The organism is Streptomyces viridiviolaceus, assembly GCF_014650995.1.
Lineage (GTDB): Bacteria > Actinomycetota > Actinomycetes > Streptomycetales > Streptomycetaceae > Streptomyces > Streptomyces viridiviolaceus.
Map to the genome: position 1 here is coordinate 338,352 of NZ_BMWA01000005.1, position 25,248 is coordinate 363,599.

Here is a 25,248-nt window from a genome sequence, read left to right on the forward strand (position 1 = left end):
ACCTCGCCGTGCGCTCGGTTCCGTCGTCCGCTCAGCCCCCGGCCGGGAGCGCGCGCTCCAGGATGCCGTCGAGGCCGGCGTCGTCCGGCAGCGTGCCGAAGGCGTGCCCCCAGTCGCCGCCGAGCCGGGTCGCGCAGAAGGCGTCGGCGACCGCGGGCGGGGCGTGCCGGACCAGGAGGGACCCCTGGAGAGTGAGGGCCATCAGCTCCACCAGCCGGCGGGCACCTGCCTGCGACCCCTCGGCCAGCCGGCTCTCCAGCCGGGAAACGGCCGCGTCCAGCCGGGCGTCCGCACCGCGCGCGAGGGCGAGTTCGTCGAACAGGGCGTGGGCGGTGGCGGGCTCACGGCCGAGCGCCCGCAGCACGTCGAGGGCGTTGACGTTGCCCGAGCCCTCCCAGATCGACAGCAGCGGGGCCTCGCGGTAGTACCGGGGCATGCCCGACTCCTCCACGTAGCCGTTGCCGCCCAGGCACTCCAAAGCCTCCGCGGTGAACGCCGGCCCCCGCTTGGTCACCCAGTACTTGCCGACGGCCGTGGCGATCCGCCGGAACGCCGCCTCCCCGGCGTCCCCGCGCACCGCGCGGTCCGCCGCGCCGGCCAGCCGCAGCGTGAGCGTCGTCGCTGCCTCGGACTCCAGCGCGAGATCGGCCAGGACGTTGCGCATCAGCGGCTGGTCGACCAGCCGGGCACCGAACGCGCTGCGGTGCCGCGCATGGTGCCCCGCCTCCACCAGCGTCTTGCGCATCAGCGTCGCCGAGGACATCACGCAGTCCAGCCGCGTGCAGTTGACCATCTCGATGATCGTCTTGACGCCCTGCCCCTCGGGCCCGACCAGCCAGGCCACCGTGCCGTCGAACTCGGGCTCCGAGGAGGCGTTGGACCGGTTGCCGAGCTTGTCCTTCAGCCGCTGGATGCGGAAGGCGTTGCGGCTGCCGTCGGGCAGCACACGGGGGACCAGGAAGCAGGACAGTCCCCCGGGAGCCTGGGCCAGCACCAGGAACACGTCGCACATCGGCGCCGACGTGAACCACTTGTGCCCGCGCAGCGTGTACACGCCCGCCTCCCCGGTGGGCGTCGCCACCGTGGTGTTCGTGCGGACGTCCGAGCCGCCCTGCTTCTCGGTCATCCCCATCCCGGCCAGCATTCCGCGCTTCTCGGCGGGTGTCCGCAGCCCCGGGTCGTAGTCCCGGCTGGTGAGCAGGGGCTCGTACACCTTCGCCAGCTCCGGTTGCCTGCGCAGCACCGGGACGGCCGCGTACGTCATCGACGTCGGACAGCCGTGCCCCGCCTCGGTGTGCCCCCACACCAGCCCGCCCGCGGTGCGTGCGACATGGGCGCCTGGCCGGTCGTCCGCCCAGGGAGCGGCGGCCAGGCCCTCGCCGACCGCGACGCGCATGAGGTGGTGCCAGCTGGGGTGGTACTCGACCTCGTCGACGCGGTTGCCGTACCGGTCGTGCGTGCGCAGCACGGGCTCGTGACGGTTGGCGAGGTCTCCCCACTCCTGGGCCTGCGCACTGCCCGCCCGCCGGCCGAGCCGCCGCAGATCCTCCTCGGCCCACCCGGCGCCCTCCCGCCGCAGCCCCTCCAGGAGGGCCGTGTCCTCGGACGCGTCGTACGGGGCCAGGGGAGGGGGCTGGTTGGTCACGTCGTGCGTGGCGTGGCCCTCGGGGCGGCCCCCGGATTCCTCGTACCGCTCATGCGCGCGTGTCGTCATGACGACGAGTGTTGCACTATTCCTGCGACCGCATCAATGGTGCAACACACACGGCGCACGTACAGTACGTGCTCATGCCGATGAACGACTCCGTGCCCCCCGGCGCGCCGGCGCTGCGCCCGCTGTCGGCGCGGTCGGTCGTCCTGAGCCTGCTGCTGGGCGCGCACCCTCCCGAGCTGCCGGTGAAGGAGCTGGTGCGGCTCGTGGAGCGCTTCGGTGTCGGCGGTTCCGCCGTGCGGGCGGCGCTCAGCCGGATGGCGGCCGCCGGCGACCTGCGGCGCACGGACACCGGCTACCGCCTCAGCGAGCGGCTGCTGGAGCGCCAGCGGCGCCAGGACGAGGCCGTACGTCCGCACACGCGCGCGTGGGACGGCGACTGGGAGATGGTCGTGATCACCGCGACCGGGCGCGGCCCGGCCGAACGCGCCGACCTGCGCGCCCGGCTGACCGCTCTGCGGCTGGCCGAACTCCGCGAGGGCGTCTGGCTGCGCCCGGCCAATCTGCGCCGCCCGCTGCCCGGCGACCTCGACGGGGTGGCCCAGCGGTACACCGCGCGGCCCGGCCTGCCGGACCGTGAGCTGGCCGCGAGCCTGTGGCCGCTGGACGCCTGGTCCGCCACGGCGAGGGCCTTGCTCGCCCACGTGGGCGACGCCCGGCGGCCGGCCGACCGCCTCACGGCCTTCGCGGCCGTCGTCCGCCATCTGCTCGCCGACCCCGTCCTGCCGGGGGAACTCCTTCCGGCGGACTGGCCGGGCGCGGCTCTGCGCGACGCCTACCGGGACTACCGGAGCGAGCAGGCCGAGCGGCTCCGGGAGCACGACGCCCCGGCGTGAGGCGACCACGGCCGTACGCGGCGTCCCGTCGCCGCGTACGGCCGCCCTCACCGTGGGGGTGTCGGGGGAGCGTCACTTGTAGGTGATGTCGGACGCCGCGTACTTGCAGTGGGTGCCGTCGGTGCGCTTGTCCGGGTTGGTCAGGCCGGCGGGTCACACTTCTGAACGGAACGTAGTGTGCGAGCGCTTTCTGGTCAACGGCCCCGCGCGCCATGTGCCCGGTCGGACACGACAGTGCGGCCCCGGGCGCGTTCGCGCACAACGGGGCCGCTCGTGGGTGTCGGTCGACGACCTCGGCTATATGCTCCAGGCGTACTGGTCCGGTATACGCACCGCGCCGTCCAGCTCGCGTGCCGCCGCCTGCGCCCAGGACGGGTTGCGCAGCAGCTCGCGGCCGAGCAGGACCGCGTCCGCCTCCCCGTTGGCCAGGATCTTCTCGGCGTGCTCGGCGTCGGTGATCAGGCCGACGGCGGCGACCGGCAGCGTGGTCTCCGCCTTCACGCGTGCGGCGAAGGGGACCTGGTAGCCGGGCCCGGTCGGGATGCGGACGCCGGAGGCGTTACCGCCCGTGGAGACGTCGAGGAGGTCGACGCCGTGCGCCTGGAGGTCGCGGGCGAAGCGGACGGTGTCGTCGGGCGTCCAGCCGCCCTCGTCCAGCCAGTCGGTCGCCGAGACGCGGAAGAACAGCGGCTTGTCGTCGGGCCACACCTCCCGCACGGCGTCGACGACTTCGAGGGCGAAGCGGCTGCGGTTCTCGTACGAGCCGCCGTAGGCGTCCGTGCGCTGGTTGGAGTGCGGGGACAGGAACTCGTGGATCAGGTAACCGTGGGCGCCGTGGATCTCGATGATCTCGAAACCGGCGTCCAGGGCCCGGCGCGCGGCGTCGGCGAACTGCCCCACAATCTCCCGGATCTGCGCTGCCGTCAGTTCGGTCGGCACCGGGTGCCGTGCGTCGAACGCGAGCGCGCTGGGCCCCACCGGCTGCCAGCCGTGGGCGTCCGGCCCGACGGGCGCCCCGCCCTTCCAGGGCCGGTCGGTCGACGCCTTGCGGCCCGCGTGCGCGAGCTGGACGGCCGGCACCGTGCCCTGGGTGCGGAGGAAGCTCGTGATCCGGCGGAAGGCCTCGACCTGGGTGTCGTTCCACAGTCCGAGGTCCCGCGGGGAGATCCGGCCCTCCGGCGACACGCCCGTGGCCTCGACGATGATCAGGCCGGTGCCGCCGGCCGCGCGCGCGGCGTAGTGGGCGAAATGCCAGTCGCTGGGAACACCGGCCGAGGGGCCCTCCGGTTCGGCCGAGTACTGGCACATCGGCGGCATCCACACGCGGTTCGGGACGGTGACCTCGCGCAGGCGGAGGGGCTGGAAGAGGGCGCTCACGGGTGCTCCGTTCGTGGCATGACCGTTGGACGACTCGTACGATAGACATCGTAGTACGGCGAGTGTCAAACTACGGCAGCCCTCGTACAATGAAGCCCTCCCGGACGAACTGGAGCCACCGTGACCCCCGCCGCCACCGCTCGGAGCAGCCGTGACCTGCCGCACCCGGCGCGCGAGGAGATCCGGCTGGAAGGCGTGCTGCACGCGCTCTCCGACCCGGTGCGGCTGCGCATCGTGCGAGTTCTCGCCGCCGACAGCGACGAGCTCTTCTCCTGCTCGTACTTCGATCTGCCCGTCACCAAGTCCACCACCACGCACCACTTCCGCGTGCTGCGCGAGAGCGGTGTGATCCGGCAGGTCTACCGGGGCACGGCCAAGATGAACGGGCTGCGCAGGGACGACCTGGACGCCCTCTTCCCGGGACTCCTCGACGCCCTCCTGGCCGCCGCCACCCGCCAGGCCGCCCGCCCGGCCAACGACTGACGGCGGACCGCGGCCCCGACCGCGGCCGCCGCTTCGCGCTCAGGAACCCGCTGTGCGCGCCGCCGTCAGCAGCGACGCCCAGTCCGGCAGCTTCACCACGCTTCGCCCCAGCGAGACGCCCAGCTCCGCCTCGGCCCGCTCGATGGCCCGCCACCCCGCCCACTCGACCGGCTCGATCCCCGCGGCGCGCAGGGCGGTGAGGGGATCGGCGGAGGCGTCGCCGCGTGCGAGGACGGCGGCGTCCGCCAGCAGTGAGGTGACCGTCTCCTTGGCGCACGGGCGGTTGGTGCCGATCACCCCGGTGGGGCCCCGCTTGATCCAGCCGGCCACGTACTCGCCGGGGGCGACGACGCCGTCGCGCAGGACGCGCCCGGCCAGATGCGGCACGGTACCGCTCGACGCGTCGAACGGCAGCCCCTCCAGCGGCACCCCCCGGTAACCCACCGAGCGCAGCACCAGCTGGGCCGCGATCTCCTCGTACCGGCCGGTGCCCGTCACGCCCCCGTGCTCGTCCGGAGCCGTCCGCTCGAAGCGCACGGCGCCCACCCGCGCGCCGTCGGCGAGCAGTTCGACCGGGCGCAGGAAGAAGCGCAGCCGGATCCGGCGTGCGGCGTTCCGTGCGGGACCCTCGGCCCAGCCGCGCAGCACCTCCACGTTGCGGCGCTGCGGGGCGGGCAGCCCCGAGGGGTCCCGGTACGCCGCATCCAGCGCGAGTTCCGCGGGATCCACCACGACGGCGGTGTCCGGCAGGGAGCCCAGTTCGCGCAGCTCCTTGGTGGTGAAGCGGGCCTGCGAGGGACCCCGCCGGCCCACCATGTGGACGTCGGTCACCCGGCCGGCGGCGAGCGCGTCGAGCGCTGCCTGCGGCATGTCGGTGCCGGTCAGCTCCGCCGCGCCGCGCACCAGCATCCGCGTGACGTCCACGGCGACGTTGCCCACGCCGATCACCACCGCCGACCGCGCCCCGCGCAGGAACCCGTCGTCGACGGCGTCCGGATGGGCGCTGTACCAGGACACGAACTCGGTCGCCGACCAGCTCCCGGGCAGATCCTCACCGGGAATCCCCAGCCGCCGGTCGGTGGCGGCGCCGACGCAGTACACGACCGCGTCGTACAGCTCACGCAGCCGCGCGGGCGAAACTCCCGCGGGGCCGACCGGGACGCCGCCGAGGAATCGCACCCGCTCGTGCTCCAGGACCGTCCGCAGGTTGTTCTGCAACGACTTGATCTTTTCGTGGTCCGGCGCCACGCCGTACCGCACCAGCCCGTACGGGCACGGCAGGCGGTCCAGGACGTCGACGTGCGCATCTGGACTGAGCTGGACGAGGCTCTGGGCGGTGTAGCACCCGCTGGGGCCCGAGCCGACGACGGCGACACGCAGCACGGCGGAACTCCTTGTCCGGGGATCCCCGGGGGATCGGAGGAGATCGCTGGTGGTCTCCAGCATGGCACCGCTTCCGCTCCGCTGACAGGGTGCCGCGCGCGGCAGTGGGGGCGTGTTCGTTCGTATGGAGTGTGATCATGCGGTTACGTTGCGTGCGTGCTCGGAGCATCCTTCGTACATCGTTCTCTTCGGCTTTCCGACCGCTGCCCGGACGACGGCGAGGTGTCCGTGCGGCAGAAGTGGGCCGTGCGGGAGGGCGGCGGCACCACCTCGTGGTTCGACGTCCGGCTGACGTTCGCGGACGGCGCGCGGGTCGACGCGCTCGCCGTGTTCTGCGGGGACGGCGTCCGGGTCGAGGACGTGCGGGCCGAGCCCGCGCTCTCCCTCGACGACCTGGCGGTGCTCGCCGAGTGGCTGGAGGACCCGCTCTTCGAGGCGTGCGTTCCGGCGTCGGGCCGCGGCTCACCGGCTTCGCCGCGACGGGCCCGCCCGGCCTGGCCGCGCGGCAGGGAGGGGAGCCGGCTCGTCGCACGGGAGTACCGCGCCGCCCAGGAGGAGGGCGCCGACGCCGTTCTCGCGGTCATGCGTGCGACCGGGCACAGCCGCCGGAAGGCGCTCAGGATGATCGGGCAGGCACGCGACGAAGGGTTCCTGACGCCGCGTCGCGCGCGGCGTCGCACCACCGAGACCTGCTGAAAGCCGCGGAACCGCCGTGACGGGCGGTCCGTCACGGCGTCACAGCATCCCCCGCATCCGTGTGATCTCGCTCGTCTGCTGCGCGACCACGTCGTCGGCCATCTCCTCGATCTGCACGTTGTTGCCCTGGGCCTTGACGTCCGTGGCCATCGCTATCGCGCCCTCGTGATGGGTGATCATCAGGGTGAGGAAGAGCTGGTCGAACGCCGCCCCCTTCGCCGCGCGCAGCTTCTTCAACTGGGCCTCGGTCGCCATCCCGGGCATCGCGGAGTGGTCGTGCCCGCCGGCCGTCTCCTTCTTGCCGTGCGTCTTCAGCCAGCCCTTCATGGCCGTGATCTCCGGTCCCTGGGCCGCGGAGATCCGGTCGGCGAGCGCCTTCACCTTCGCCGACTCGGCCTGGTCCGGGACCAGTTCGGTCATCTCCAGGGCCTGGGCGTGGTGCTGGATCATCATCCGCGCGTAGGAGACGTCCGCGGAGTTGGGGGAGTCGTCGTCGGCGCGCCGCGCTTCGGCCTCCTCGGCGGACAGGGTCCGGTTCCCCTCGCCCGGCTTGCCCGGTGCGATCACCGACGGCCCGGTCGCCGCGGCCGGCTTCGGGTCCGCACCGGAGTCGCAGGCCCCCAGTCCGAGCACGGCCAGGGCGGTGAGCGAGGCCGTGACGAGCGACGCACGGGGCACGGAGCGGAAGGGCACAACGACCTCCTGTGGCAGGCGGGTGGCGGGACACCTCTTGAGTGTCATGAACGTCCTAGCACGCTTACGCGCGTCACTGATCAAAAAACTTCATTGCATCTTTGTTGACCCCTGTTGGTATGAGCATGGCGAAGACGATACTGCGGGGGTGCATCAACCGTTCCCACGTGAACGGAACCAGGGAGGAAGACAGTGATCCTGTTGAACGGCCCCAGAACACGACGCAGACGCCTGGGAGTTGCGGCAGCCGCCGCCGGACTCCTGTCCGCGCTGCTCACCGCCATCCCGGCCGCGGCGACGCCCGACCCGGGAGACGGCCCGGCCGCCGCGAAGGAGGTGTCGGGCAGCGCCCGTGCGCAGGTGCGCGACGCCATCGCCGACGGCGAGATACCCGGCCAGGACGAGATCGTCCATTCGGCCAACATCGAACACCTCGTCAACATCCCCAAGGACACCCTGCCGGGCACCAACTCGGACCTGGCCTTCCAGGGGAAGTACGCCTTCGCCGGCAACTACGACGGCTTCCGCATCTTCGACATCAGCGACCCGAAGGCGCCGAAGACGGTCGCGCAGGTGCTGTGTCCCGGCTCGCAGAACGACATCTCCGTCTCCGGCGACCTGCTGTTCCTGTCCACCGACTCCTCGCGCAGCGACAGCAGTTGCAACAGCACCACGCAGCCGGCGACCGAGAAGTCCTCGTGGGAGGGCATGAAGGTCTTCGACATCAGCGACAAGCGGAACCCGAAGTACGTCGCCGCCGTCGAGACCGCCTGCGGCTCGCACACCCACACGCTGGTGCCCGAGCGCAAGAACGTCTACGTCTACGTCTCCTCGTACTCGCCGAACGCCGCCTACCCCGACTGCCAGCCGCCGCACGACGGCATCTCGGTCATCAAGGTGCCGCGCAACGCCCCCGAGAAGGCGGCGCTCGTGGGCTTCCCGGTGCTGTTCCCCGGCGAGGGCCCCGACGGCGGCGGCAACCCGGGTGCGCCCACCAACCCGGGCGTGTCCAAGACCACCGGCTGCCACGACATCACCGTCCTGCCCTCGCAGGACCTGGCGGCGGGCGCCTGCATGGGTGACGGCATCCTGTTCTCCATCGAGGACCCCGAGCGTCCGAAGGTGATCGACCGGGTGCAGGACAACGTCAACTTCGCCTTCTGGCACTCGGCGACCTTCAACCAGAAGGCCAACAAGGTCGTCTTCACCGACGAGCTGGGCGGCGGCGGCGCGGCCACCTGCAACGCGGCCATCGGCCCGAACCGCGGCGCGGACGGCATCTACGACGTCGTGGGCAAGGGCGACAAGCGCAAGCTCGTCTTCCGCAGCTACTTCAAGATCCCCCGCCACCAGGCGGACACCGAGAACTGCGTGGCCCACAACGGCTCGCTGATCCCGGTCAAGGGCAAGGACCTGATGGTCCAGGCCTGGTACCAGGGCGGCGTCTCCGTCTGGGACTTCACCGACTCCTCCAGCCCGAAGGAGATCGCCTACTTCGAGCGCGGCCCGCTGACCACCGACCGGATCGTCACCGGCGGTTCCTGGTCCGCGTACTACTACAACGGCTACATCTACTCGAACGACATCGCCAAGGGCTTCGACGTCCTGAAGCTCGAGGACCGGCGCACGGACCCGGCCGAGCGGATCCGCCTGCACGAGCTCAACGTGCAGACCCAGCCGGACTACTTCGACTGATCGGACCGATCCCTCCGGTCGCTCCGATCCGGTCGACCCGGCACGCCTGTCGCGAAGAACCGTGACAGATCCGCGTCGCACCTCCCGCCGGACGCCTCGGCGTCCGGCGGGACCCCGAGCCCCCAGTCCAGCCGGTAGCGCTTGAACAGCTCGGCGCGCAGCACCGGCACGGGCATCGGCGCCCCCGGCATCAGCGCGGTGTAGACGGCGCCCATCAGCAGCGCGCGCAGCATCGGGTAGTCGGTGTCGACGTCCTGGGAGCCGTGCCGGGCCACGGTGTCCCGCAGCAGCTCGGCCAGGCGCCGCTGCTCGGGGCACGGTACGAAGCCCTCCGCCTGGAGCAGGCCCGCCATGTGCTGGCGCATGAGGACCGGACGGTCGCGGGCCAGGCCCAGGATCGCGTCTATGGCCCGTGCCATCCGCTCCGCCCCGTCGGCGGTGCGCGGCTCCCGCTCCAGGGCCTCCTCCAGCGTCCGGTGCATCAGCCGGTGCACGGCGGACTGCACCAACTGGCGCTTGCCGGGGAAGTAGTACGAGGCCAGGCCACGGGCCGAGCCGGCCCGGTCGGCTATGTCGCCGAGCGTGGTCGCGTCGTAACCGCGCTCGCCCACCAGTTCCACCGCGGCCTGCAGGAGCCGTTCCTTCGAACGCCTTCGCAGCTCTTCATTGACCGAGGCGCTGCGCGGGGACATCCTGTAACTCCTGCGTTGACTGGTTGGCAGCCAACTATACTCAGCGCGTGCGGACGGGCCCCTTGGGCCCGGCCCGCCCAACGTCTGCCTCGGGCGACACGGGGGATCGTCCGAGGCGGACGTGAACGGCCTGGTGGTTGCTTCGGGCTACTGCCTTTCGCGTTCCGGTGCCACCGGCGCCCCGCTCCGGCCGATGAGGTCCAGTACCGGACGCAGCCCGTCCGGGCGCTCGGTCACCGGCAGATGGTCCACGAAATGCACGCCGCATCCCAGCGCCGCCGCGCCGCCGTCCGCCTTCCGGTCGTCGCCCACCATCAGCGTCAGCCGCGGATCGGCCCCGAGCGCCGAGCAGGCGGTGGCGAACAGCCGCGGGTCGGGCTTGTGGATGCCGTGCTCGTACGAGAGCACGTACGCGTCCACGTACCGGTCGAGGCCGTGCTCGCGGAAGACCGGACGCAGGTCCCAGCCGATGTTGCTGACCACACCGATCGCGATCCCGCGTTCGCGCAGCGTCCGCAGCACCTCGGCGGCGTCGGGATAGGGGCTCCACGCGGCTGGTGTCATGTGCCGTTCGTACAGCGCGTCGTGCAGCCCGGGGTCGGGCAGCGGGATCCGGCGGGAGAGCCCGGTGTACGCCGCCCGGTGCAGTGCGGAGCTCCGGTCGCGGAGCTCCCAGACGTCGGCGAGGTCGTCCGGCACGCTCTGGGGGAGCGCACCGCCCGGCTGCGCCCCCGCGTACTGCAGCGCCCGTGCGGTCTCGGCCAGCTCCGGACCGGGCAGCGTGAGTCCGGCGGCGGCGAGCACGGCGTTCAGCCAGGCGTCGGTGGATTCGATACGGAAAAGGGTCCCGGAGAAGTCGAACAGGACGGCGGCCATGGGCGGATCCTACGGGTCCACGTTCCGCTCCGGCAGCGATCGGGGGAGTGGCCGCGGGCCCAGAACCGTTCACGGCACGGGCCGGCCGTGGGCGTCGTCCCGGATCACGGCGTCCAGCGCCGGTGGGCCAGTACCGCCAGCGCCACCACCAACGCCCCCAGGAGCCAGCCGCCGACGACGTCCGTCGTCCAGTGGACGCCCAGCCACACCCGGGTCACACCGACGCCGGCCACCGAGACCACCGCCGCCGCGAGAGCGGTCAGGCGCACGGCGAGGGCGGCGCCGTAGTGGTGGAGCAGCCACACCAGCAGGCCGCACACGAACATGGCGGTCATGGAGTGGCCCGAGGGGAAGGCCGCGTAGTGCGCGGAGTCCACGGGGTCGGGCCACACCGGACGGGCCCGGCCCACCGCCGCCTTCAGGCCCTGCTGGACCAGGCTGCCCAGGATGCAGGCCACCGCCAGCCACGCGGCCGTCCACCGGTCGGCCTTGCGCCACCACAGCCACAGCACCACCACAGCGCACAGCAGGCGCATCGTCCAGGTGTCCCACACCCAGTCGGTCAGCAGGCGCATGGCGTGCGTGATGCCCGGTTCGTCGACCGCCCAGCGGTGCGTGGTCGTGGAGATGTCGTCGTCCAGGCCGATCAACGGACGCCACTCGGCGGCGACCAGGCTCAGCAGCAGCGCGGAGCACAGGGCCAGGACCCAGGTGACGCGCAGGGCTGTACGCGGCGGAGAGGTACGGGGCGGGGAGTCGACGGGCGGCGTCTGCATGCTGCGATACTCACCGACCCGGGGGGCTCGGTGCCAATCCCCGTGGCAGCGGGCCGGCCGGGACGGTCATCCCAGGGCCCGCAGTCCCGGTACGAACGCCAACAGCACCGGAACGACCGGCACCAGCGAGGCCGCCGCCGTCAGCCGGAGCCGACGGGCGGCCGTCAGCCGGTTCGGCGGCGTGAGCAGCCGGTGCACCCGTTGCGGGACGTGGGCCTGCGCCGCCGGGCAGGGTCCGAAAACCCCCCTGTCCTCGTTGAGCTCCACCAGTGCCAGAGCGGTGGTCAGCCGTCCGAACCGGCGCGAGGCCGTGTCGTCGGCGGCGAGTTCGACCAGGCGGTGCATCTCGTCGCGGAACGCGGCGAACACCGGCACCTGCGGGAAGGCGTCCGCCAGCGCGGCCGAGCAGTGCAGCAGCCAGTCGTGCCGTGCCTGCGCGTGTTCCTGCTCGTGGGCGAGCACCGCGTCCAGCTGCCGGCCCTTCAGACGCCGCAGCGCGGCGGTGGTGACGACGAGTTGCGGGGGAGTGCCGGGCAGCCACCAGGCGTCGGGCCGCTCTCCCTCCAGGACGACGACCCTCCCCGAACCGGGCACTTCGCCCGGCAGCAGCGGGGCCCGGTGGAGGAGTTCCGCCCGGCGCAGCCGGCGCCGGGACCGGGCGCGTGCGACCTCGCGGACCAGCATCGCCGCGCTCCACAGACCGCCGCAGGCCAGCGCGAGCGCGGTCGTCGCCGCCCAGGGGCCGGCCGTGCCGAGGGCGTACGCCTCGACCACCGCCCGCGGGGCCGTCGCGAACACGTGACCGCCCACAACCGACCAGGCGGCCGCCGCGCTGAGCGTCATCGACAGCGCGCAGCACAGCAGCACGGCCGCCACCACGCACTGCCACACCCACAGCGCGACCACCGGTTCCCGGTCCGGCCAGTCGGCCCGGGCGAGCAGCCGGGGGGCGACGACGGCGGTCAGGGCGCCGAGCAGCAGCAGGGCCGCGGGGAGGATCATGAGGGCAGCCTATGAGCGCCGTGCGGCCGGGACACCGCTCGCCGCGGCAAAGTGACGCAGGCAACGGTTGCGGAGGGCGTACGGCACCGGCGGGCACCCCTCGTCACAGCGTCAGCAGCATGGCGAGCATCGCGATGCCCATGGAGAGCCGGCACGCCCGCGCCAGCTCCGGCCGGTCGCCCCAGCCCGCGGGCGGACCGCCGCCGGCCACGGCGGCGACGGGTATCAGGCGTACGCCGGTCAGCAGCACGTACCCGGTGAAGTAGAGCAGCAGCGCCCCGGTCAGCAGGGGGACGCCCGATCCGCCGTGCCCGTGCGCGTGGGCCGGGGCGGATGCCATCACCACCGCCATGTAGACCATGGCCGCGGCACCGACGAGATGGTGCAGGTGGTGCCCGCCGGCGCGCGCCGCCCACAGGGAGCGCAGCCCGGTGGCGCCGAACACCACGACGTAGACGGGCCAGGACCAGGACGGCGGGGTGAACACCGCCGCGGGCACGGCCATGGCGGCCATGCCGAAACCCATGACTGCCTCGCCGCCCGCGGCGTGGCGCTGCTCCTCGACGCTGCTGCGCATGCGCAGCAGGCAGTAGGCGCCGGTCGCCGCGCACAGCGCGACCAGCAGCCAGCCGGACGACCCCGGTCCGTGCACGCGCACCTCCCCGTTCGGCGGTCGGTCAAGGGATGCCCGCCGCGTGCGGCGCGCACGCGAGCGCAAGGGAGTACACGGGGGGCATTCGACGGAGCACGGCGCGCAGACCCTGCTCAGCGCGGGCGTGCGACAGCACGCGGGATTTCATTTACAGGTAAAACACCTGCTAAAGTTGTTCGTATGAGCAGTGCGACCCCCACCTCCGGCACCTCGCTCGGCCGACGTCTGTCGCTGGCCGGCGTGCTCCGCCTACGGCGTCCCTCCGAGATCTGGTTCAAGCCCGCGCTGAGCGTGGTGGTCGCCGTGGCCCCGCCCAACCTGATCCTGCTGGCCCTCGGCCGGCTCGACCTGGCGATGTACACGATGGCCGGGTCCCTGTGCGCGCTCTACGCCCACAACCGCCCGTACGCCGCCCGCGCCCGCACCCTCGCCTGGGTGGTGCTCGGCATGCTCGGCGGCGTCGCCGTCTCCCTGGTCGCCGCGTCGCTCACCCGCGACGCGGTCGTGCTGGTGACCGTCGGCGCCCTGCTCGCCGCCGTGCAGAAGGCGCTGTGCGACGCCACCCGCATCGGTCCGCCCGGCAACGTGATCCTGACCTTCGTCAGTTCCGCCGCCCTGTTCACGCCGCAGACCCTCGGCCAGATCCCCGGCCACCTCGCGCTGGCCGCGGCCGCCGGCGCCTTCGCCTGGCTCGTCGGCATGGCACCCGCCCTGGTCCGCCCGCACGGCCCGGAACGCCGCGCCACCGCCCAGGCCCTGCACGCCGCCGCCGCGTACGCCGACACCCGCGGCACCGGCGACGGTCACGCCCGCACCCGCGCCGCCGGGTACGCCGCCGTACAGGCCGCCTGGCAGACGCTGCTGTCCCTGCCCGCGTGCGGTGCCCGGGCCGCCACCCGGCAGGCCCTGGAACGGCTCGTCGTCCGCGCCGAGGTGGCCCTCGCCGCGCCCGCCGACAGCGATCCGGAGCGCCTGCGCGCCTGGGCCCGGGCCCTGCGCGGCACCGGCACCGTCCCCCGGGCCGGCGACCCGCACACCGACGCCACCGGTGCCGTCGCCGACGAACTCCTCGGCGTGGACGCCGAACTCGACGCCCGGCCCGCGCCGCTGTGGCGGCGGCTCGGCCCGCTGACCCCGATCGCCGTGCGCACCGCGCTCGGCTGCGCGCTCGCCGGCTACGCCTCCCTCGCCCTCGGCATCGGCCGCCCCTACTGGGCGCTGGTCACCGCCGCCGCGCTCTACCAGGCGAACCTGACCCTGACCTGGAGCCGGACCGTCCAGCGGGTCGTCGGCAACCTCGCCGGGGTGCTGCTCTTCGCCGCCATCGCGCCGCTCGCCCACCTCGGGCAGGCCGCCCTCGTCCTGTTCTGCCTCGCCTTCAACTTCGGCGCCGAGGCGCTCATCACCCGCAACTACTGGCTCGGCAGCGTCTGCGTGACCCCGATGGCGCTGCTGATCACCGAGTTCGCCGGGTACCAGGAGTCCGGCGAGCTGATCACCGAGCGCGTCGTGGACACCCTCGTGGGAGCCCTGGTCGGCTTCCTGGCCGCCGTCGCCGTCACCAACCGGCGCGCCGGCGACCGTGTCGAGCAGGCGGTGACCGCCGCCGACCGCGCCCGGGAGCGTGCCGCCCGCCTCCTGGCGGAGCCCGAGCCGGCCCCCGGCGCCCTGGAGGCCGCCCGCCGCGGTCTGGCCGCCGCGCTGGCCGACCTGCGGGCCACCGCGGACGCCGCGGCCGGAGAATGGTGGCAGCGGGCCCTGCCCCAGGAGAGGGTCGTGCTCGCCGAGCAGTCAGGGCACCGTACCCTCGCCGCTACGGTGCGGCGCCAGGCAGCGCGCGTGGACCGGGACACGGACACGAGGACGGAGGACGTACGGCCATGACCGCAAGCGACGGGCGTTCGGCGACCGGGAGCGGGGCGACGGGCGCCGCGAGGGGGGACACCGTCTCGGCGGTCGTCCGCCAGTGGCGGGCCGTCCACCCCGACCTCGACACCGGCCCCATGGAGATCATCGGCCGCATCAACCGCTGCGCCGCCCTCCTCCAGCAGGCCGAGGACGCTCCGCTGCGCCGGGCGGGCCTGAGCCGCCCCGAGTTCGACCTGCTCGGCGCGCTGCGCCGCACCGGACACGAGTTGACCCCCGGCGAGCTGGCCCGCGAGACCTTCTCCTCGGGCGCCGCCGTCACCAAGCGCCTCAAGCAGCTCACCGAGCGCGGCCTGGTGGAACGCCGCGGCGACACCCGGGACCGACGCGTCGCGCACCTGCGCCTCACGGACGCCGGACGCGATCTCGTCGACGGCCTCCTGCCCGAGCAGCTCGCGTACGAGGCCGCGGTCCTGTCCGGTGTCCGGGCCCCGGATCGGGGCGAGCTGGCCGCACTCCTCGGGGAACTGCTCGGCCAGCTGGAGGGCCGCCTCGACGCGCTGCGGGTCTGAGCCGCCGTGCCGTCCGGTGGCTCAGTCCTCGTCCCCCGCCCGGTACACGCCGAACATCGCCCCCTGCGGATCCCGCAGCACGGCGATGCGCGGTCCGTCCGGCAGGGACGTCGGCACCATCAGCACGGTGCCGCCCCCGCCGGTCGCGTCGGCCGCGGCGGCGTCCACGTCCGCGACCGCGAAGTACGGCAGCCAGTGCGCCGGCACCTCGTGCGGGAACTTGTCGTCCATGGTCACCATGCCGCCGAAGTCGGCGCCGCCGACGCGCCACTGCGGATAGCGGTCCGAGTCGGTGACGCTCCAGCCGAACACGGTGGTGTAGAAGTCCACGGCCCGCTCCGGCTCGCGGGTCAGCAGCTCCACCCAGCCCAGCGCGCCGGGTGCGTTGAACACCCCGGCGCCCGGGAACGCACGGGCCTGCCACAGTTGGAACACCGCGCCGGCCGGATCCACGGCCACCGCGAACCGCCCCGCGTCGAACACGTCCAGCGGGCCCAGCGGCACCGCCCCGCCGGCCGCCGTCACCTGCCCCACGGCGGTGTCCACGTCGCTCACGGCGAACGACACGTTCCACGCGACCGGCTGCTCCTGCTGGTACAGCGGCGTCAGTGCGGCGACCGCCGCGTCGCCGAGACGGGCGATCGTGTAGCCGCCGGCCTGCTCGCGCGGGTCCGCCTCGGGCCGCCAGCCGAACAGCCGCGCGTAGAACCGCTCGGCCGCCTCCAGGTCGGTGGTCCCCAGTTCGGCCCAGCAGGGCCCGCCGGTCACCGGTGCGTCGAGCTTCATGGTGTGGGGCGTTCCTTCCGCAGCGCGTCCGTCCCCCTCCAGCACGCTAAGCCCGGGGCGGCGCCCAGGCCATCCGGCGGAGAACCGGCGGTGCGCCGCGCCCGCCGACGCGGCCTCGCGTGGGCGCCCCTTCCACCGCTCGTCCGGAAGTCCCCGTGCCCACGCCCACGGGACGGACACCGACCCTACGGCGCTCGGCGGTCGCGGGCGCCGACCGGCACCGGCTGACGGGAGCCGACCCGCACCGAGCGAGGCCGGGAGCACCGCTGCGGAGGATCAGATTCCCGGCCGGTAGCGCAGCGGATGGTCCGCGGGCACCTCCACCAGCACGATCGGTGTGCCGTCCGGGTCGGCGATCCACATCTCCACCAGGCCCCACGGCTCCTTCACCGGCGGCCGGACGATCTCGACGTCCTTCTCCCGCAGCTCCTCGTGGGCGGCCGCCACGTCCTCGACCTGCACCCAGAGCCTGAGCGCCGGGTCCAGCGGGCCGTCGGAGCGGCCCGACACCTCCAGGAAGCCGCCGCCGAGGAAGTAGACGGTGCCGCGCTCCGGCCCCGTGCCGAACTCGCGGTGGACGGCGAGTCCGAGCTGTCCGCCGTAGAAGGCGCGGGAGCGTTCGGGGTCGGTGGGGCGGAGCAGGACGCGGCTGCTGAGTACATGCACCATGCACCCGGAGCCTAACGGCAGCGCTACTCTCGTCGGTGCCCGCGCCGCGCCCGAGAACGAGAACCGGAGACGTCACCCATGGACACCGCCGCCCGCCCGACCTTCCGCGACGCCACCGACACCGATGTGGACGACCTCGTCGCACTCATCGAGTCCGCGTACCGGGGGGACTCCAGCCGGGCCGGCTGGACCACCGAGGCGGACATCCTCCACGGGCAGCGGACGGACCCCGAGGGCGTGCTGGAGGTCATCAAGTCCGCGGACAGCAGGCTGCTGACCGTCGAGCGGGAGGGACGGATCGTCGCCTGCTGCCAGCTGGAACACCGCGGCGAGCACGCCTACTTCGGCATGTTCGCCGTCAGCCCGGCGCTCCAGGGCGCAGGGCTGGGCAAGACCGTCCTCGCGGAGGCGGAACGGCAGGCGCGCGAGACCTGGGGCGCGACGGAGATGCACATGACGGTGATCTCCGTGCGCGAGGACCTCATCGCCTGGTACGAGCGCCGCGGCTACCGCCGTACGGGACGGACGACCCCGTTCCCGTACGGCGACGAGCGCTTCGGCATCCCGCAGCGCGACGACCTGCAGTTCGAGCTGCTGGTCAAGCCGCTGGCGTGAGGCTCACGCGGTGAAGCGGCCGGTGCGTTTGATCTCCGGGTAGTCGGTCGTCGCGCCGTCCAGCCCGAGAGCGCGCACCAGCCGCAGGTGGTCCTGGGTGTTCACCACCCAGGAGAAGACCCGCAGACCGGCCTTGCGCGCCCGCTCCACGATCTCCAGGGTGATCCGGTTGATGTCCAGGCAGAGCGTGCCCGCGCCGGCCTCGACCGCCCGGTCCACGACGTCGGTGCCGTAGTACTGCGCGACCAGGGCGGTGCGCACCCCCGGCACCAGGCGGGCGATCTCGACGATCGCCTCGTCGTGGAAGGAGATCACCTCCACCCGGCCCACCACGTCCCGCCGGAGCATCACCTCGGCCAGCGTCCGGGCCGCCGCCGCGTCCTTGATCTCGGCCTGCAGCGGCACCGACACGGCGTCCAGCACCTCCTCGAAGACCGGGACCCGCTCCCCGCGCCCCGCGTCCAGGGCACGCAGCTCGGCGAGCGTCTTCTCGGCGATGGCGCCGGAGCCGTCGGTCGTGCGGTCCACGTCCGCGTCGTGCATGACGACGAGCGCGCCGTCCTTGCTCAGGTGCAGGTCCAGTTCGACGACGTCGAGGCCGGCCTGCTCGGCGGCGACGAAGGAACGCAGGGTGTTCTCGGGTTCGACACCCATCACTCCGCGGTGACCGATGGTGAGGAAGTTCAAGGCTCGACTCGCTTCCGTCGACGGCGGCGATGGCAGGGCGGCAGCCTAACGGCCCTGCGGAAGCGTTTCCCCCGTGCCGCGCTCGGTATACGGATCTGACCGATCCCGCTTCGGCGCGTACCCCATCCGTTGGGGTCAGGCAGGAAAAAATGCGGTGAAGGGCGGGGGGTGGCAGGATAATTTCCGGAGGTGCCCCTTGCTGGGAGGAACCTCATGCGCATACGGTGTCCTGACGCGAGGTTCTCCCGTGGAGGATGGGACATGACGGAAATTCTTGTGCAAGTGGGTTCGGAGGAGAAGGTTTCTCCGGTCGGCAGGGTGGTGGAGCACCCGGCGTGGCCCGTGCTCAAGGATGCCGTGGAGCGGATCCGGCCATGGCAGTCCAAGGACGGGTCGATCGACTTCGACGCCGAGGGCGCCCCGGAGCGCGCCGCGGCCGAGGACGCCGTGCGCCGCGTCGTCGAGTCCGTCCAGGAGCTGTCCCCGCTGCTCCCGCACGACCGCGCCTACCACGAGGCCCTCGTGACGGACCTCGTCCGCTGGGCCGACGGCGGTTTCCAGGTGCCCGACTTCCTCGACTCGCTGCTGGCCTTCCAGCCGGCCGCGAACCGGCAGGACGGCCTCCAGCACCTGGTCGTCTTCCCGATGTACACGCAGAACGGCAACCCGGACCGCAACCTCGAAGCGGTCGTGCTGCGCATGGTCTGGCCCGAGTGGCTGGCCGAGCTGGAGCGCACCCGCTACGACAACCCGCTGTTCTGCGGCATCACCTTCGAGGACTTCACGGCCGGCTACGACACCAACTCCGCCGTCCTCTTCCCCGAGACCATCGCCGTGCGGGAAGCGCCCGAGCGGTTCAGCTGGGGCGGCATCTTCTGCGACCGCGAGGCCGCCCGCTTCCGCCGGGTCACCGACGCCGCCGTCGGCCTGCTGGGCCTGGAACTGCCCGAGGACGTCGCCGCCATGGTCCACGACCAGAAGCGGTGCGAGGAGGCGTTCGTCCTGTGGGACATGGTCCACGACCGCACCCACAGCCACGGCGACCTGCCGTTCGACCCGTTCATGATCAAGCAGCGCCAGCCGTTCTGGATGTACGGCCTGGAGGAGCTGCGCTGCGACCTCACCGCCTTCAAGGAGGCCGTGAAGCTGGAGGCCGACGGCGTCCCGCAGGCCCGCGACGTGCAGTACGCGGTGCTCTTCGACCGCATGTTCCGCTTCCCGGTCACCGGCGAGCGGGTCCGCAACTACGACGGCCTCGGCGGCCAGCTCCTCTTCGCCTACCTGCACAAGCACGACGTCGTCCGCTGGACCGACAACAAGCTCTTCATCGACTGGCAGCGTGCTCCGCAGGTCACCAACCAGCTGTGCGCCGAGATCGAGAAGCTCTACCGGGACGGCATCGACCGGCCCAAGCTCGTCCACTGGTTCGCCGGGTACGAACTGGTCTCCACCTACCTCGCCCCGCACCCGGGCTCGAAGTGGGCCAAGGGCCCCGACGCCCTGGACCTGACCCTGCCGCCGCGCAAACTCGTCGATGACGTGCTTCCGGACGAGTTTCCGCTGAGCATGTTCTACGAGGCACTGTCCAAGAAGCTGAAGAACGTGATCGCCTCCACCAAGGGCATCACGGCGGACGGCGCCGAGCGGGCCGCCGCGTGAGCGACGGCACCGACAACCAGGCACAGGCTCGGGAGGCGAGGACCATGGGGAACGGGGCGCTCAACGGTGCGGTGGTAGCGGTGGCCGGCGCGGGCGGACCCGCCGGCCGGGCCGCGCTGCTGCGGCTCGCCGAGGCCGGCGCGGTCGTCGTCGGCGCGGACAACGACCCGCAGCGGCTGGCGGAGGCCGTGGACGCGGCGCGCTACGCGCACGGCGGGGCAACGGTGGTCGGCGAGACCGTCGACCTGCTCGACCTGGACTCCACCCGGGACTGGGCCGGCCGTATCGAGAAGGAGTTCGGCCGGGTCGACGGCCTGGTCCACCTCGTCGGCGGCTGGCGGGGCAGCGAGACCTTCACCAAGACCAACCTCGACGACTGGGACCTGCTGGAACTGCTGCTGATCCGCACCGTCCAGCACACCACCCTCGCCTTCCACGAGGCGCTGCAGCGCAGTGATCGCGGGCGCTACGTGCTGATCAGCGCGGCGGGCGCGAGCAGGCCCACCGCGGGAAACGCCGCCTACTCGGCCGCCAAGGCCGCCGCCGAGGCCTGGACGCTGGCCATGGCCGACTACTTCCGCAAGGCGGGGGCCGGGCAGGAGCCGACGTCCGCGGCTGCGATCCTGGTGGTCAAGGCGTTGGTGCACGACGCGATGCGCGCCGAGCGCCCCAACGCGAAGTTCGCGGGCTTCACGGACGTGCGTGACCTCGCCGAGGCCGTCGCCGGAGTCTGGGAGAAGCCCGCCGCGGAAGTGAACGGAAAACGTCTGTGGCTGACCGAGAAGCCGTGAACCCCCCGAAGACCGACGCGCGTCGCCATCACGACCCCGAGGTCCGCGGTTTCGCCAGTGACAACTACGCCGGGGCGCATCCGGAGGTGCTCGCCGCCCTGGCGCTGGCCAACGGCGGTCACCAGGTCGCGTACGGCGAGGACGTCTACACCGAGAACCTCCAGCGCGTGATCCGCAGCCACTTCGGACCCACGGCCGAGGCGTTCCCGGTCTTCAACGGCACCGGCGCCAACGTCGTCGCGCTCCAGGCGGTCACCGACCGCTGGGGAGCGGTGATCTGCGCCGAGAGCGCGCACATCAACGTCGACGAGGGCGGCGCCCCGGAGCGCATGGGCGGCCTGAAGCTGCTGACCGTACCCACGCCCGACGGCAAGCTCACCCCCGAGCTCATCGACCGGCAGGCGTACGGCTGGGACGACGAGCACCGTGCCATGCCGCAGGTCGTCTCGATCACCCAGAGCACCGAACTGGGCACCCTCTACACGCCCGACGAGATCCGCGCCATCTGCGAGCACGCCCACGCGCACGGCATGAAGGTGCACCTGGACGGCTCCCGGATAGCCAATGCCGCCGCCTCCCTGGACGTGCCCATGCGGACGTTCACCAACGCGGTCGGCGTGGACCTCCTCTCCCTCGGCGGTACCAAGAACGGTGCCCTGTTCGGCGAGGCGGTCGTGGTCCTCAACCAGGACGCGGTGCGCCACATGAAGCACCTGCGCAAGCTGTCGATGCAGCTGGCGTCCAAGATGCGCTTCGTGTCGGTGCAGTTGGAGGCGCTGCTCGCCAAGGACCTGTGGCTGCGCAACGCCCGGCACAGCAACGAGATGGCCCAGCGCCTGGCCGAGGGCGTGCGTGCGGTGCACGGGGTGGAGATCCTCTACCCGGTGCAGGCCAACGCGGTCTTCGCCCGCCTGCCGCACGAGGTGAGCGAGCGACTGCAGAAGCGGTTCCGCTTCTACTTCTGGGACGAGGCCGCGGGGGACGTGCGGTGGATGTGCGCGTTCGACACGACCGAGGACGACGTGGACACGTTCGTGGCGGCGCTGAAGGAGGAGATGGCGCGCTAGCGAGCCGTCGAGAGTCTGCATAGGTATGCGGTCACCTGAAAAGTCATTGACTCCAGGTGATCGCGTTCCTATGCTCTGCGGGCATGGAGCTGATCCAGAACACGCCCGACCTGTCCGCCTACCTGGCGGCCGACGAGGTCATCGACCATGACAATCCCCGTGTGCGGGAGACGGCCGCCCGGCTCGCGAAGGAGGCGGACGACTCGTATGCCTATGCGCGACTGGCCTACGAGTTCGTGCGCGACACCATCCCGCACTCGCAGGATTCCGGCGATCCGCGCGTCACCTGGCGGGCCTCGGACGTCCTGGAGCAGCGCACCGGCATCTGCTACGCCAAGGCCCACGCCCTGGCCGCGCTGCTGCGGGCCGAGGACATTCCGACCGCGCTGTGCTACCAGCGCTTCGACGTGGTGCACGGCCTGGTCGCCGTACGGTTCAACGGGGCCTGGCACCGGCAGGACCCCCGTGGCAACAAGCCGGGCGTGAACGCCCAGTTCTCGCTGGAGGGCGAGCAGTTGGCCTTCACGCCGGACCCCCGGGCCCACGAGATGGACCACCCGGTCCTGTATGCCGAACCGCACCCGGCCGTGATCGAGGCGCTGAAAGCGGCCACGGACCGGCCGCACCTGTGGAGGACGCTCCCCACCGCCCTCTGAGGCCGGCGACGAGGCCGAGGCGGGCGAGGCGGTGCGGCGACGCGGGGGTGAGCTGCCGCCGCCGGAACCGGCGTCAGGGCTCGTGCACCCGGACCGGCGACGAGACGGCCCCCGTCGTCTCCCTGCCGGGCAGTCAGATGCCGGTGCCCATCGCCGACATCGAGGCGGAGGCACACGAACCGGCCGAGCCGCCGGAGAGGTTCAGTCCGGGAGCGCGCATCACCGTGCACGCTCCCGACCCGGCCGGGCTCAGTGCGCCTCGGCCGTGCGGACCTGCTCGGGAGTGGGGGCCGTGCCCCCGAGGTGGGCCGGCATCCACCAGGTGTCGTCGGCACTCCTGGGCCGCACCGGGTAGGCGCGCTGCGCGGCCTCCAGAAGCTCCTGGACGCGCTCGCGCAGCCGGCGGGTGATGGCGCCCGCGTACTGCTCGCGGGGAGCCTCCATCGCCTCGCCGACGCGGATGGTGATGGGGGTGTGGCTGCGCTTGAAGTTGCGGGGATGACCCTTGGTCCACAGCCGCTGCGTGCCCCACACCGCCATCGGCACCAGGGGCACGCCTGCTTCCTGGGCAAGGCGCGCCGCACCGGACTTGAAGCTCTTGAGTGTGAACGACTCGGAGATCGTGGCCTCCGGGAAGACCCCGATGACCTCACCGGACCTCAGCGAGTCCAGGGCGTGCGCGTATGCCGCCTCGCCCTGCTTGCGGTCGACCGGGATGTGCTTCATCCCGCGCATCAGCGGACCGGAGATCCGGTGCCGGAAGACCGACTCCTTCGCCATGAAGCGGACGAGCCGCTTCTGCGGGAGCGCGGCCAGGCCGTTGAAGATGAAGTCCAGGTAGCTGATGTGATTGCTCACCAGCACGGCGCCGCCCGAGCGCGGGATGTTCTCCGACCCCCGGCAGTCGATCTTGAGATCCCACACCTTGAACATGGTGCGGGCGAGACCGATGACCGGGCGGTAGACGAGTTCTGCCATGGGCGGGTCGGACCCTTCCTGCTCTGCCTGGGAAGGGGACTCCCAGTCGAAAGCTACGCAGCCGTAGGTTTACGGCATGTCGCAGATCGTGCCCCAATAACGGCCGGGGAACCAGCCCTCGTGCCCGCCTGAGGCGAGATCCTCATCACGTCTTCGGCCACGCCGTGGCCAAAACAGCACGGTGAGCCGGGAATCTCCGCCGTCTCGTGGACGCTGCAGAAAAGAACGACCGAAGTGGCGGCGCGCGTGTCGAAGTGCGCCGATGGAGTGCCGCGGTGGCGGCGGAGCGGGGTGTGCGAGTGCGCGGGCGGGATGACGGCAAGCGGCTCGGCGCGTCCGATCTGGGCACCGAACTCGGCGCACGCGCAACGCTCGTGCAGTTCTCCAGTGCCTTCTGCGCCCCTTGCCGGGCCACCCGGCGGATCCTCGGCGAAGTGGCCGGGCTGGTCCCCGGCGTCGCCCACGTCGAGATCGACGCCGAGGCGCATCTGGGCCTCGTCCGGGAACTGGACATCCTCAAGACCCCCACCGTGCTCGTCCTCGACGCCGACGGCCGGGTCGTGCGACGCGCCGTCGGACAGCCGCGCAAGGCGGACGTGATCGCCGCACTGGGGGAGGCCGTGTGACCGCCGCCACGCCGCCCGTGAGGCATTTGCCACATCTTCCGGCTCACCGGACGTAGTTGACTGTGCGTACCACCTGTCGTCGGCCCCACCCCTGCCTTCGGCCCCTTCCCCCAGGGCGGAGGCGCAACGCAGAAGGACACCCGCATGACGGCCACGCCCGACCTCGGCGCGCCCCGGCTCGCCACCGCCGACCTGCTGCGGTCCGTCTTCCGGCGGCACGCGGCAGGGGTCGCCGTGATCACCGCCCGCGGCGACGCCGGTCCGGTCGGCTTCACCGCCACCTCCCTCACCTCCGTGTCGGCCGAGCCGCCGCTGCTCTCCTTCGGCATCGGTACCGGTTCCTCCAGTTGGCCCACGGTGTCCGCGGCCGAGTACGTCGGAGTGCACATACTCGGTGACCACCAGGAGGGCCTGGCCGCGAGGTTCGCCCGCAGCGGCGCCGACCGGTTCGGCCCGCCCACGGCCTGGCACGAGGGTCCGCGGGGGGTGCCCGTCCTGGACGGCGTCCTCGCCTGGCTCGTGTGCCGGGTCGTCGGCCGCGTCCCCGCCGGAGACCACCGCATCGTGCTGGCCGAGGTCCTTCTCGGGGACCCCGCGGGCACCGGCCGGCCTCTGCTGTACCACCAGGGCCGGTTCAACGGCCTGCGGGACTGACCGCCGCCGGGCCCCTCCTGCGAAGCCGTCGAGTTCCGGTTACGCTGCGTTGCAAAGGTCACAGTTCAAAGCGCTTGCTTAGCGGGAATGAACTGGGTGTACTGACGAGTAATATTCCGGGCGGAGCGCAGGCCGCCCCGACCGGGATCGGCCGCTTGGGGCGCCTATGCTGCCTGCAAGCAGGCAGCACTGAAAAAGACGATGCAGTAGGAGAGCCGGCGTGAGCTTGAGGATCGTTGTCACTGTGAAGTACGTGCCCGACGCCACTGGCGACCGGCACTTCGCCGATGACCTGACCGTCGACCGTGACGACGTGGACGGTCTGCTCTCCGAGCTGGACGAGTACGCGGTCGAGCAGGCGCTGCAGATCTCGGAGAACTCCGACGACGACGTGGAGATCACCGTCCTGACGGTGGGCCCGGAGGACGCCAAGGACGCGCTGCGCAAGGCGCTGTCCATGGGTGCGGACAAGGCGATCCACGTCGAGGACGACGATCTGCACGGCACGGACGCCATCGGCACCTCCCTGGTCCTGGCCAAGGCGATCGAGAAGGCCGGCTACGACCTGGTGATCTCCGGTATGGCCTCCACCGACGGCACCATGGGCGTCGTCCCCGCGCTGCTGGCCGAGCGCCTCGGTGTGCCGCAGGTGACCCTGCTGTCCGAGGTGTCCGTCGAGGACGGCACGGTCAAGGGCCGTCGCGACGGCGACGCCGCCTCCGAGCAGCTCGAGGCGTCGCTGCCGGCCGT

Annotated in this window: 26 protein-coding genes and 1 pseudogene; 14 read left to right on the forward strand and 13 right to left on the reverse strand. The window is 72.4% G+C overall.

The features are described from left to right. Nucleotides 1-31: 31 nt before the first annotated feature. Nucleotides 32-1,714, reverse strand: coding sequence for a DNA alkylation response protein (locus tag IE260_RS09300; protein WP_189870011.1), 1,683 nt, complete (start codon nt 1,712-1,714; stop codon nt 32-34). Between the two features lie 74 nt (nt 1,715-1,788). On the opposite strand from IE260_RS09300, the gene IE260_RS09305 reads away from it, so the two are divergent. Next, nucleotides 1,789-2,547: a PaaX family transcriptional regulator C-terminal domain-containing protein gene (locus IE260_RS09305; RefSeq protein WP_189870012.1), complete on the forward strand. Its 759-nt coding sequence runs from the start codon at nt 1,789-1,791 to the stop codon at nt 2,545-2,547. 297 nt (nt 2,548-2,844) lie between these two features. Here the strand turns inward: IE260_RS09305 and IE260_RS09310 are convergent, their stop codons facing one another. Further along, complete coding sequence (locus tag IE260_RS09310; protein WP_189870013.1) at nt 2,845-3,924, reverse strand: NADH:flavin oxidoreductase/NADH oxidase; 1,080 nt, start codon at nt 3,922-3,924, stop codon at nt 2,845-2,847. Between the two features lie 120 nt (nt 3,925-4,044). Here IE260_RS09310 and IE260_RS09315 point away from each other — a divergent pair, with 120 nt between their 5' ends. Beyond that, complete coding sequence (locus tag IE260_RS09315) at nt 4,045-4,407, forward strand: ArsR/SmtB family transcription factor (protein WP_189870014.1); 363 nt, start codon at nt 4,045-4,047, stop codon at nt 4,405-4,407. A gap of 39 nt (nt 4,408-4,446) precedes the next feature. Here the strand turns inward: IE260_RS09315 and IE260_RS09320 are convergent, their stop codons facing one another. Beyond that, the gene (locus tag IE260_RS09320) at nt 4,447-5,790 is read right to left on the reverse strand and encodes an FAD-dependent oxidoreductase (RefSeq protein WP_189870015.1); all 1,344 of its coding nucleotides are present in this window, start codon (nt 5,788-5,790) and stop codon (nt 4,447-4,449) included. Between the two features lie 222 nt (nt 5,791-6,012). Here IE260_RS09320 and IE260_RS09325 point away from each other — a divergent pair, with 222 nt between their 5' ends. Continuing rightward, complete coding sequence (locus IE260_RS09325; protein ID WP_189870059.1) at nt 6,013-6,486, forward strand: DUF6214 family protein; 474 nt, start codon at nt 6,013-6,015, stop codon at nt 6,484-6,486. Nucleotides 6,487-6,525: 39 nt separating this feature from the next. Here the strand turns inward: IE260_RS09325 and IE260_RS09330 are convergent, their stop codons facing one another. Next, nucleotides 6,526-7,179: a DUF305 domain-containing protein gene (locus tag IE260_RS09330; protein WP_189870016.1), complete on the reverse strand. Its 654-nt coding sequence runs from the start codon at nt 7,177-7,179 to the stop codon at nt 6,526-6,528. Nucleotides 7,180-7,371: 192 nt separating this feature from the next. Here IE260_RS09330 and IE260_RS09335 point away from each other — a divergent pair, with 192 nt between their 5' ends. Next, nucleotides 7,372-8,874 (forward strand): LVIVD repeat-containing protein, encoded by a 1,503-nt coding sequence (locus IE260_RS09335; protein WP_189870017.1) that lies wholly within the window; start codon nt 7,372-7,374, stop codon nt 8,872-8,874. Here the strand turns inward: IE260_RS09335 and IE260_RS09340 are convergent. The 5 genes from IE260_RS09340 to IE260_RS09360 all read right to left on the reverse strand — a co-directional run bounded on the left by IE260_RS09340 (nt 8,862) and on the right by IE260_RS09360 (nt 12,872). Then, entirely contained in the window at nt 8,862-9,566 is a 705-nt protein-coding gene (locus IE260_RS09340) for a TetR/AcrR family transcriptional regulator (RefSeq protein WP_189870018.1), read from the reverse strand. The genes IE260_RS09335 and IE260_RS09340 overlap by 13 nt on opposite strands. A 147-nt stretch (nt 9,567-9,713) precedes the next feature. Beyond that, on the reverse strand, nt 9,714-10,442 hold the full coding sequence (locus IE260_RS09345) for an HAD family hydrolase (RefSeq protein WP_189870019.1): 729 nt from the start codon (nt 10,440-10,442) through the stop codon (nt 9,714-9,716). 104 nt (nt 10,443-10,546) lie between these two features. Then, entirely contained in the window at nt 10,547-11,218 is a 672-nt protein-coding gene (locus IE260_RS09350; protein WP_189870020.1) for a phosphatase PAP2 family protein, read from the reverse strand. A gap of 66 nt (nt 11,219-11,284) precedes the next feature. Beyond that, the gene (locus IE260_RS09355) at nt 11,285-12,220 is read right to left on the reverse strand and encodes a M56 family metallopeptidase (RefSeq protein ID WP_189870021.1); all 936 of its coding nucleotides are present in this window, start codon (nt 12,218-12,220) and stop codon (nt 11,285-11,287) included. A 103-nt stretch (nt 12,221-12,323) separates the two neighbouring features. Next, nucleotides 12,324-12,872, reverse strand: a complete 549-nt coding sequence (locus IE260_RS09360) for a DUF5134 domain-containing protein (protein ID WP_189870022.1) — start codon at nt 12,870-12,872, stop codon at nt 12,324-12,326. A gap of 180 nt (nt 12,873-13,052) precedes the next feature. Between IE260_RS09360 and IE260_RS09365 the strand changes: the two genes are divergently transcribed. Both IE260_RS09365 and IE260_RS09370 read left to right on the forward strand, forming a co-directional pair. After that, nucleotides 13,053-14,756 carry an FUSC family protein gene (locus IE260_RS09365; RefSeq protein WP_189870023.1) on the forward strand — a complete coding sequence of 568 codons (1,704 nt, stop codon included), beginning with the start codon at nt 13,053-13,055 and terminating at the stop codon, nt 14,754-14,756. Further along, entirely contained in the window at nt 14,753-15,310 is a 558-nt protein-coding gene (locus IE260_RS09370; RefSeq protein ID WP_189870024.1) for a MarR family winged helix-turn-helix transcriptional regulator, read from the forward strand. Before IE260_RS09365 ends, IE260_RS09370 begins: the two co-directional genes overlap by 4 nt. A gap of 21 nt (nt 15,311-15,331) precedes the next feature. On the opposite strand, the gene IE260_RS09375 is transcribed toward IE260_RS09370, so the two are convergent. Continuing rightward, nucleotides 15,332-16,096: a VOC family protein gene (locus IE260_RS09375; RefSeq protein WP_189870025.1), complete on the reverse strand. Its 765-nt coding sequence runs from the start codon at nt 16,094-16,096 to the stop codon at nt 15,332-15,334. A 276-nt stretch (nt 16,097-16,372) separates the two neighbouring features. After that, complete coding sequence (locus IE260_RS09380; RefSeq protein WP_189870026.1) at nt 16,373-16,765, reverse strand: VOC family protein; 393 nt, start codon at nt 16,763-16,765, stop codon at nt 16,373-16,375. 78 nt (nt 16,766-16,843) lie between these two features. Between IE260_RS09380 and IE260_RS09385 the strand changes: the two genes are divergently transcribed. Next, nucleotides 16,844-17,380, forward strand: coding sequence for a GNAT family N-acetyltransferase (locus IE260_RS09385; RefSeq protein ID WP_189870027.1), 537 nt, complete (start codon nt 16,844-16,846; stop codon nt 17,378-17,380). 3 nt (nt 17,381-17,383) lie between these two features. Here the strand turns inward: IE260_RS09385 and IE260_RS09390 are convergent, their stop codons facing one another. After that, nucleotides 17,384-18,067, reverse strand: coding sequence for a glycerophosphodiester phosphodiesterase (locus IE260_RS09390; protein ID WP_189870028.1), 684 nt, complete (start codon nt 18,065-18,067; stop codon nt 17,384-17,386). Nucleotides 18,068-18,328: 261 nt separating this feature from the next. Between IE260_RS09390 and IE260_RS09395 the strand changes: the two genes are divergently transcribed. From IE260_RS09395 to IE260_RS09410, 4 genes are all read left to right on the forward strand, one after another. Beyond that, nucleotides 18,329-19,726, forward strand: coding sequence for a DUF6421 family protein (locus IE260_RS09395; protein ID WP_189870029.1), 1,398 nt, complete (start codon nt 18,329-18,331; stop codon nt 19,724-19,726). Nucleotides 19,727-19,770: 44 nt separating this feature from the next. Further along, a complete protein-coding gene (locus IE260_RS09400; RefSeq protein WP_189870060.1) occupies nt 19,771-20,517 on the forward strand; it encodes an SDR family NAD(P)-dependent oxidoreductase in 747 nt (248 codons plus the stop codon). Continuing rightward, nucleotides 20,514-21,584, forward strand: a complete 1,071-nt coding sequence (locus IE260_RS09405; RefSeq protein WP_189870030.1) for a threonine aldolase family protein — start codon at nt 20,514-20,516, stop codon at nt 21,582-21,584. The genes IE260_RS09400 and IE260_RS09405 overlap by 4 nt, the downstream gene beginning before the upstream one ends. A gap of 83 nt (nt 21,585-21,667) precedes the next feature. After that, nucleotides 21,668-22,240, forward strand: coding sequence for a transglutaminase domain-containing protein (locus IE260_RS09410; protein ID WP_189870031.1), 573 nt, complete (start codon nt 21,668-21,670; stop codon nt 22,238-22,240). A 249-nt stretch (nt 22,241-22,489) separates the two neighbouring features. On the opposite strand, the gene IE260_RS09415 is transcribed toward IE260_RS09410, so the two are convergent. Continuing rightward, nucleotides 22,490-23,218: a lysophospholipid acyltransferase family protein gene (locus tag IE260_RS09415; RefSeq protein ID WP_189870032.1), complete on the reverse strand. Its 729-nt coding sequence runs from the start codon at nt 23,216-23,218 to the stop codon at nt 22,490-22,492. Nucleotides 23,219-23,485: 267 nt separating this feature from the next. Between IE260_RS09415 and IE260_RS09420 the strand changes: the two are divergent. The 3 genes and pseudogenes from IE260_RS09420 to IE260_RS09430 form a co-directional block, all read left to right on the forward strand. Next, a pseudogene (locus IE260_RS09420) lies at nt 23,486-23,844 on the forward strand (thioredoxin family protein). 144 nt (nt 23,845-23,988) lie between these two features. Then, a complete protein-coding gene (locus tag IE260_RS09425; RefSeq protein ID WP_189870033.1) occupies nt 23,989-24,498 on the forward strand; it encodes a flavin reductase family protein in 510 nt (169 codons plus the stop codon). 220 nt (nt 24,499-24,718) lie between these two features. Next, nucleotides 24,719-25,248, forward strand: a 530-nt coding sequence (locus IE260_RS09430; protein WP_189870034.1) for an electron transfer flavoprotein subunit beta/FixA family protein, incomplete at its 3' end; no start/stop codon positions are given.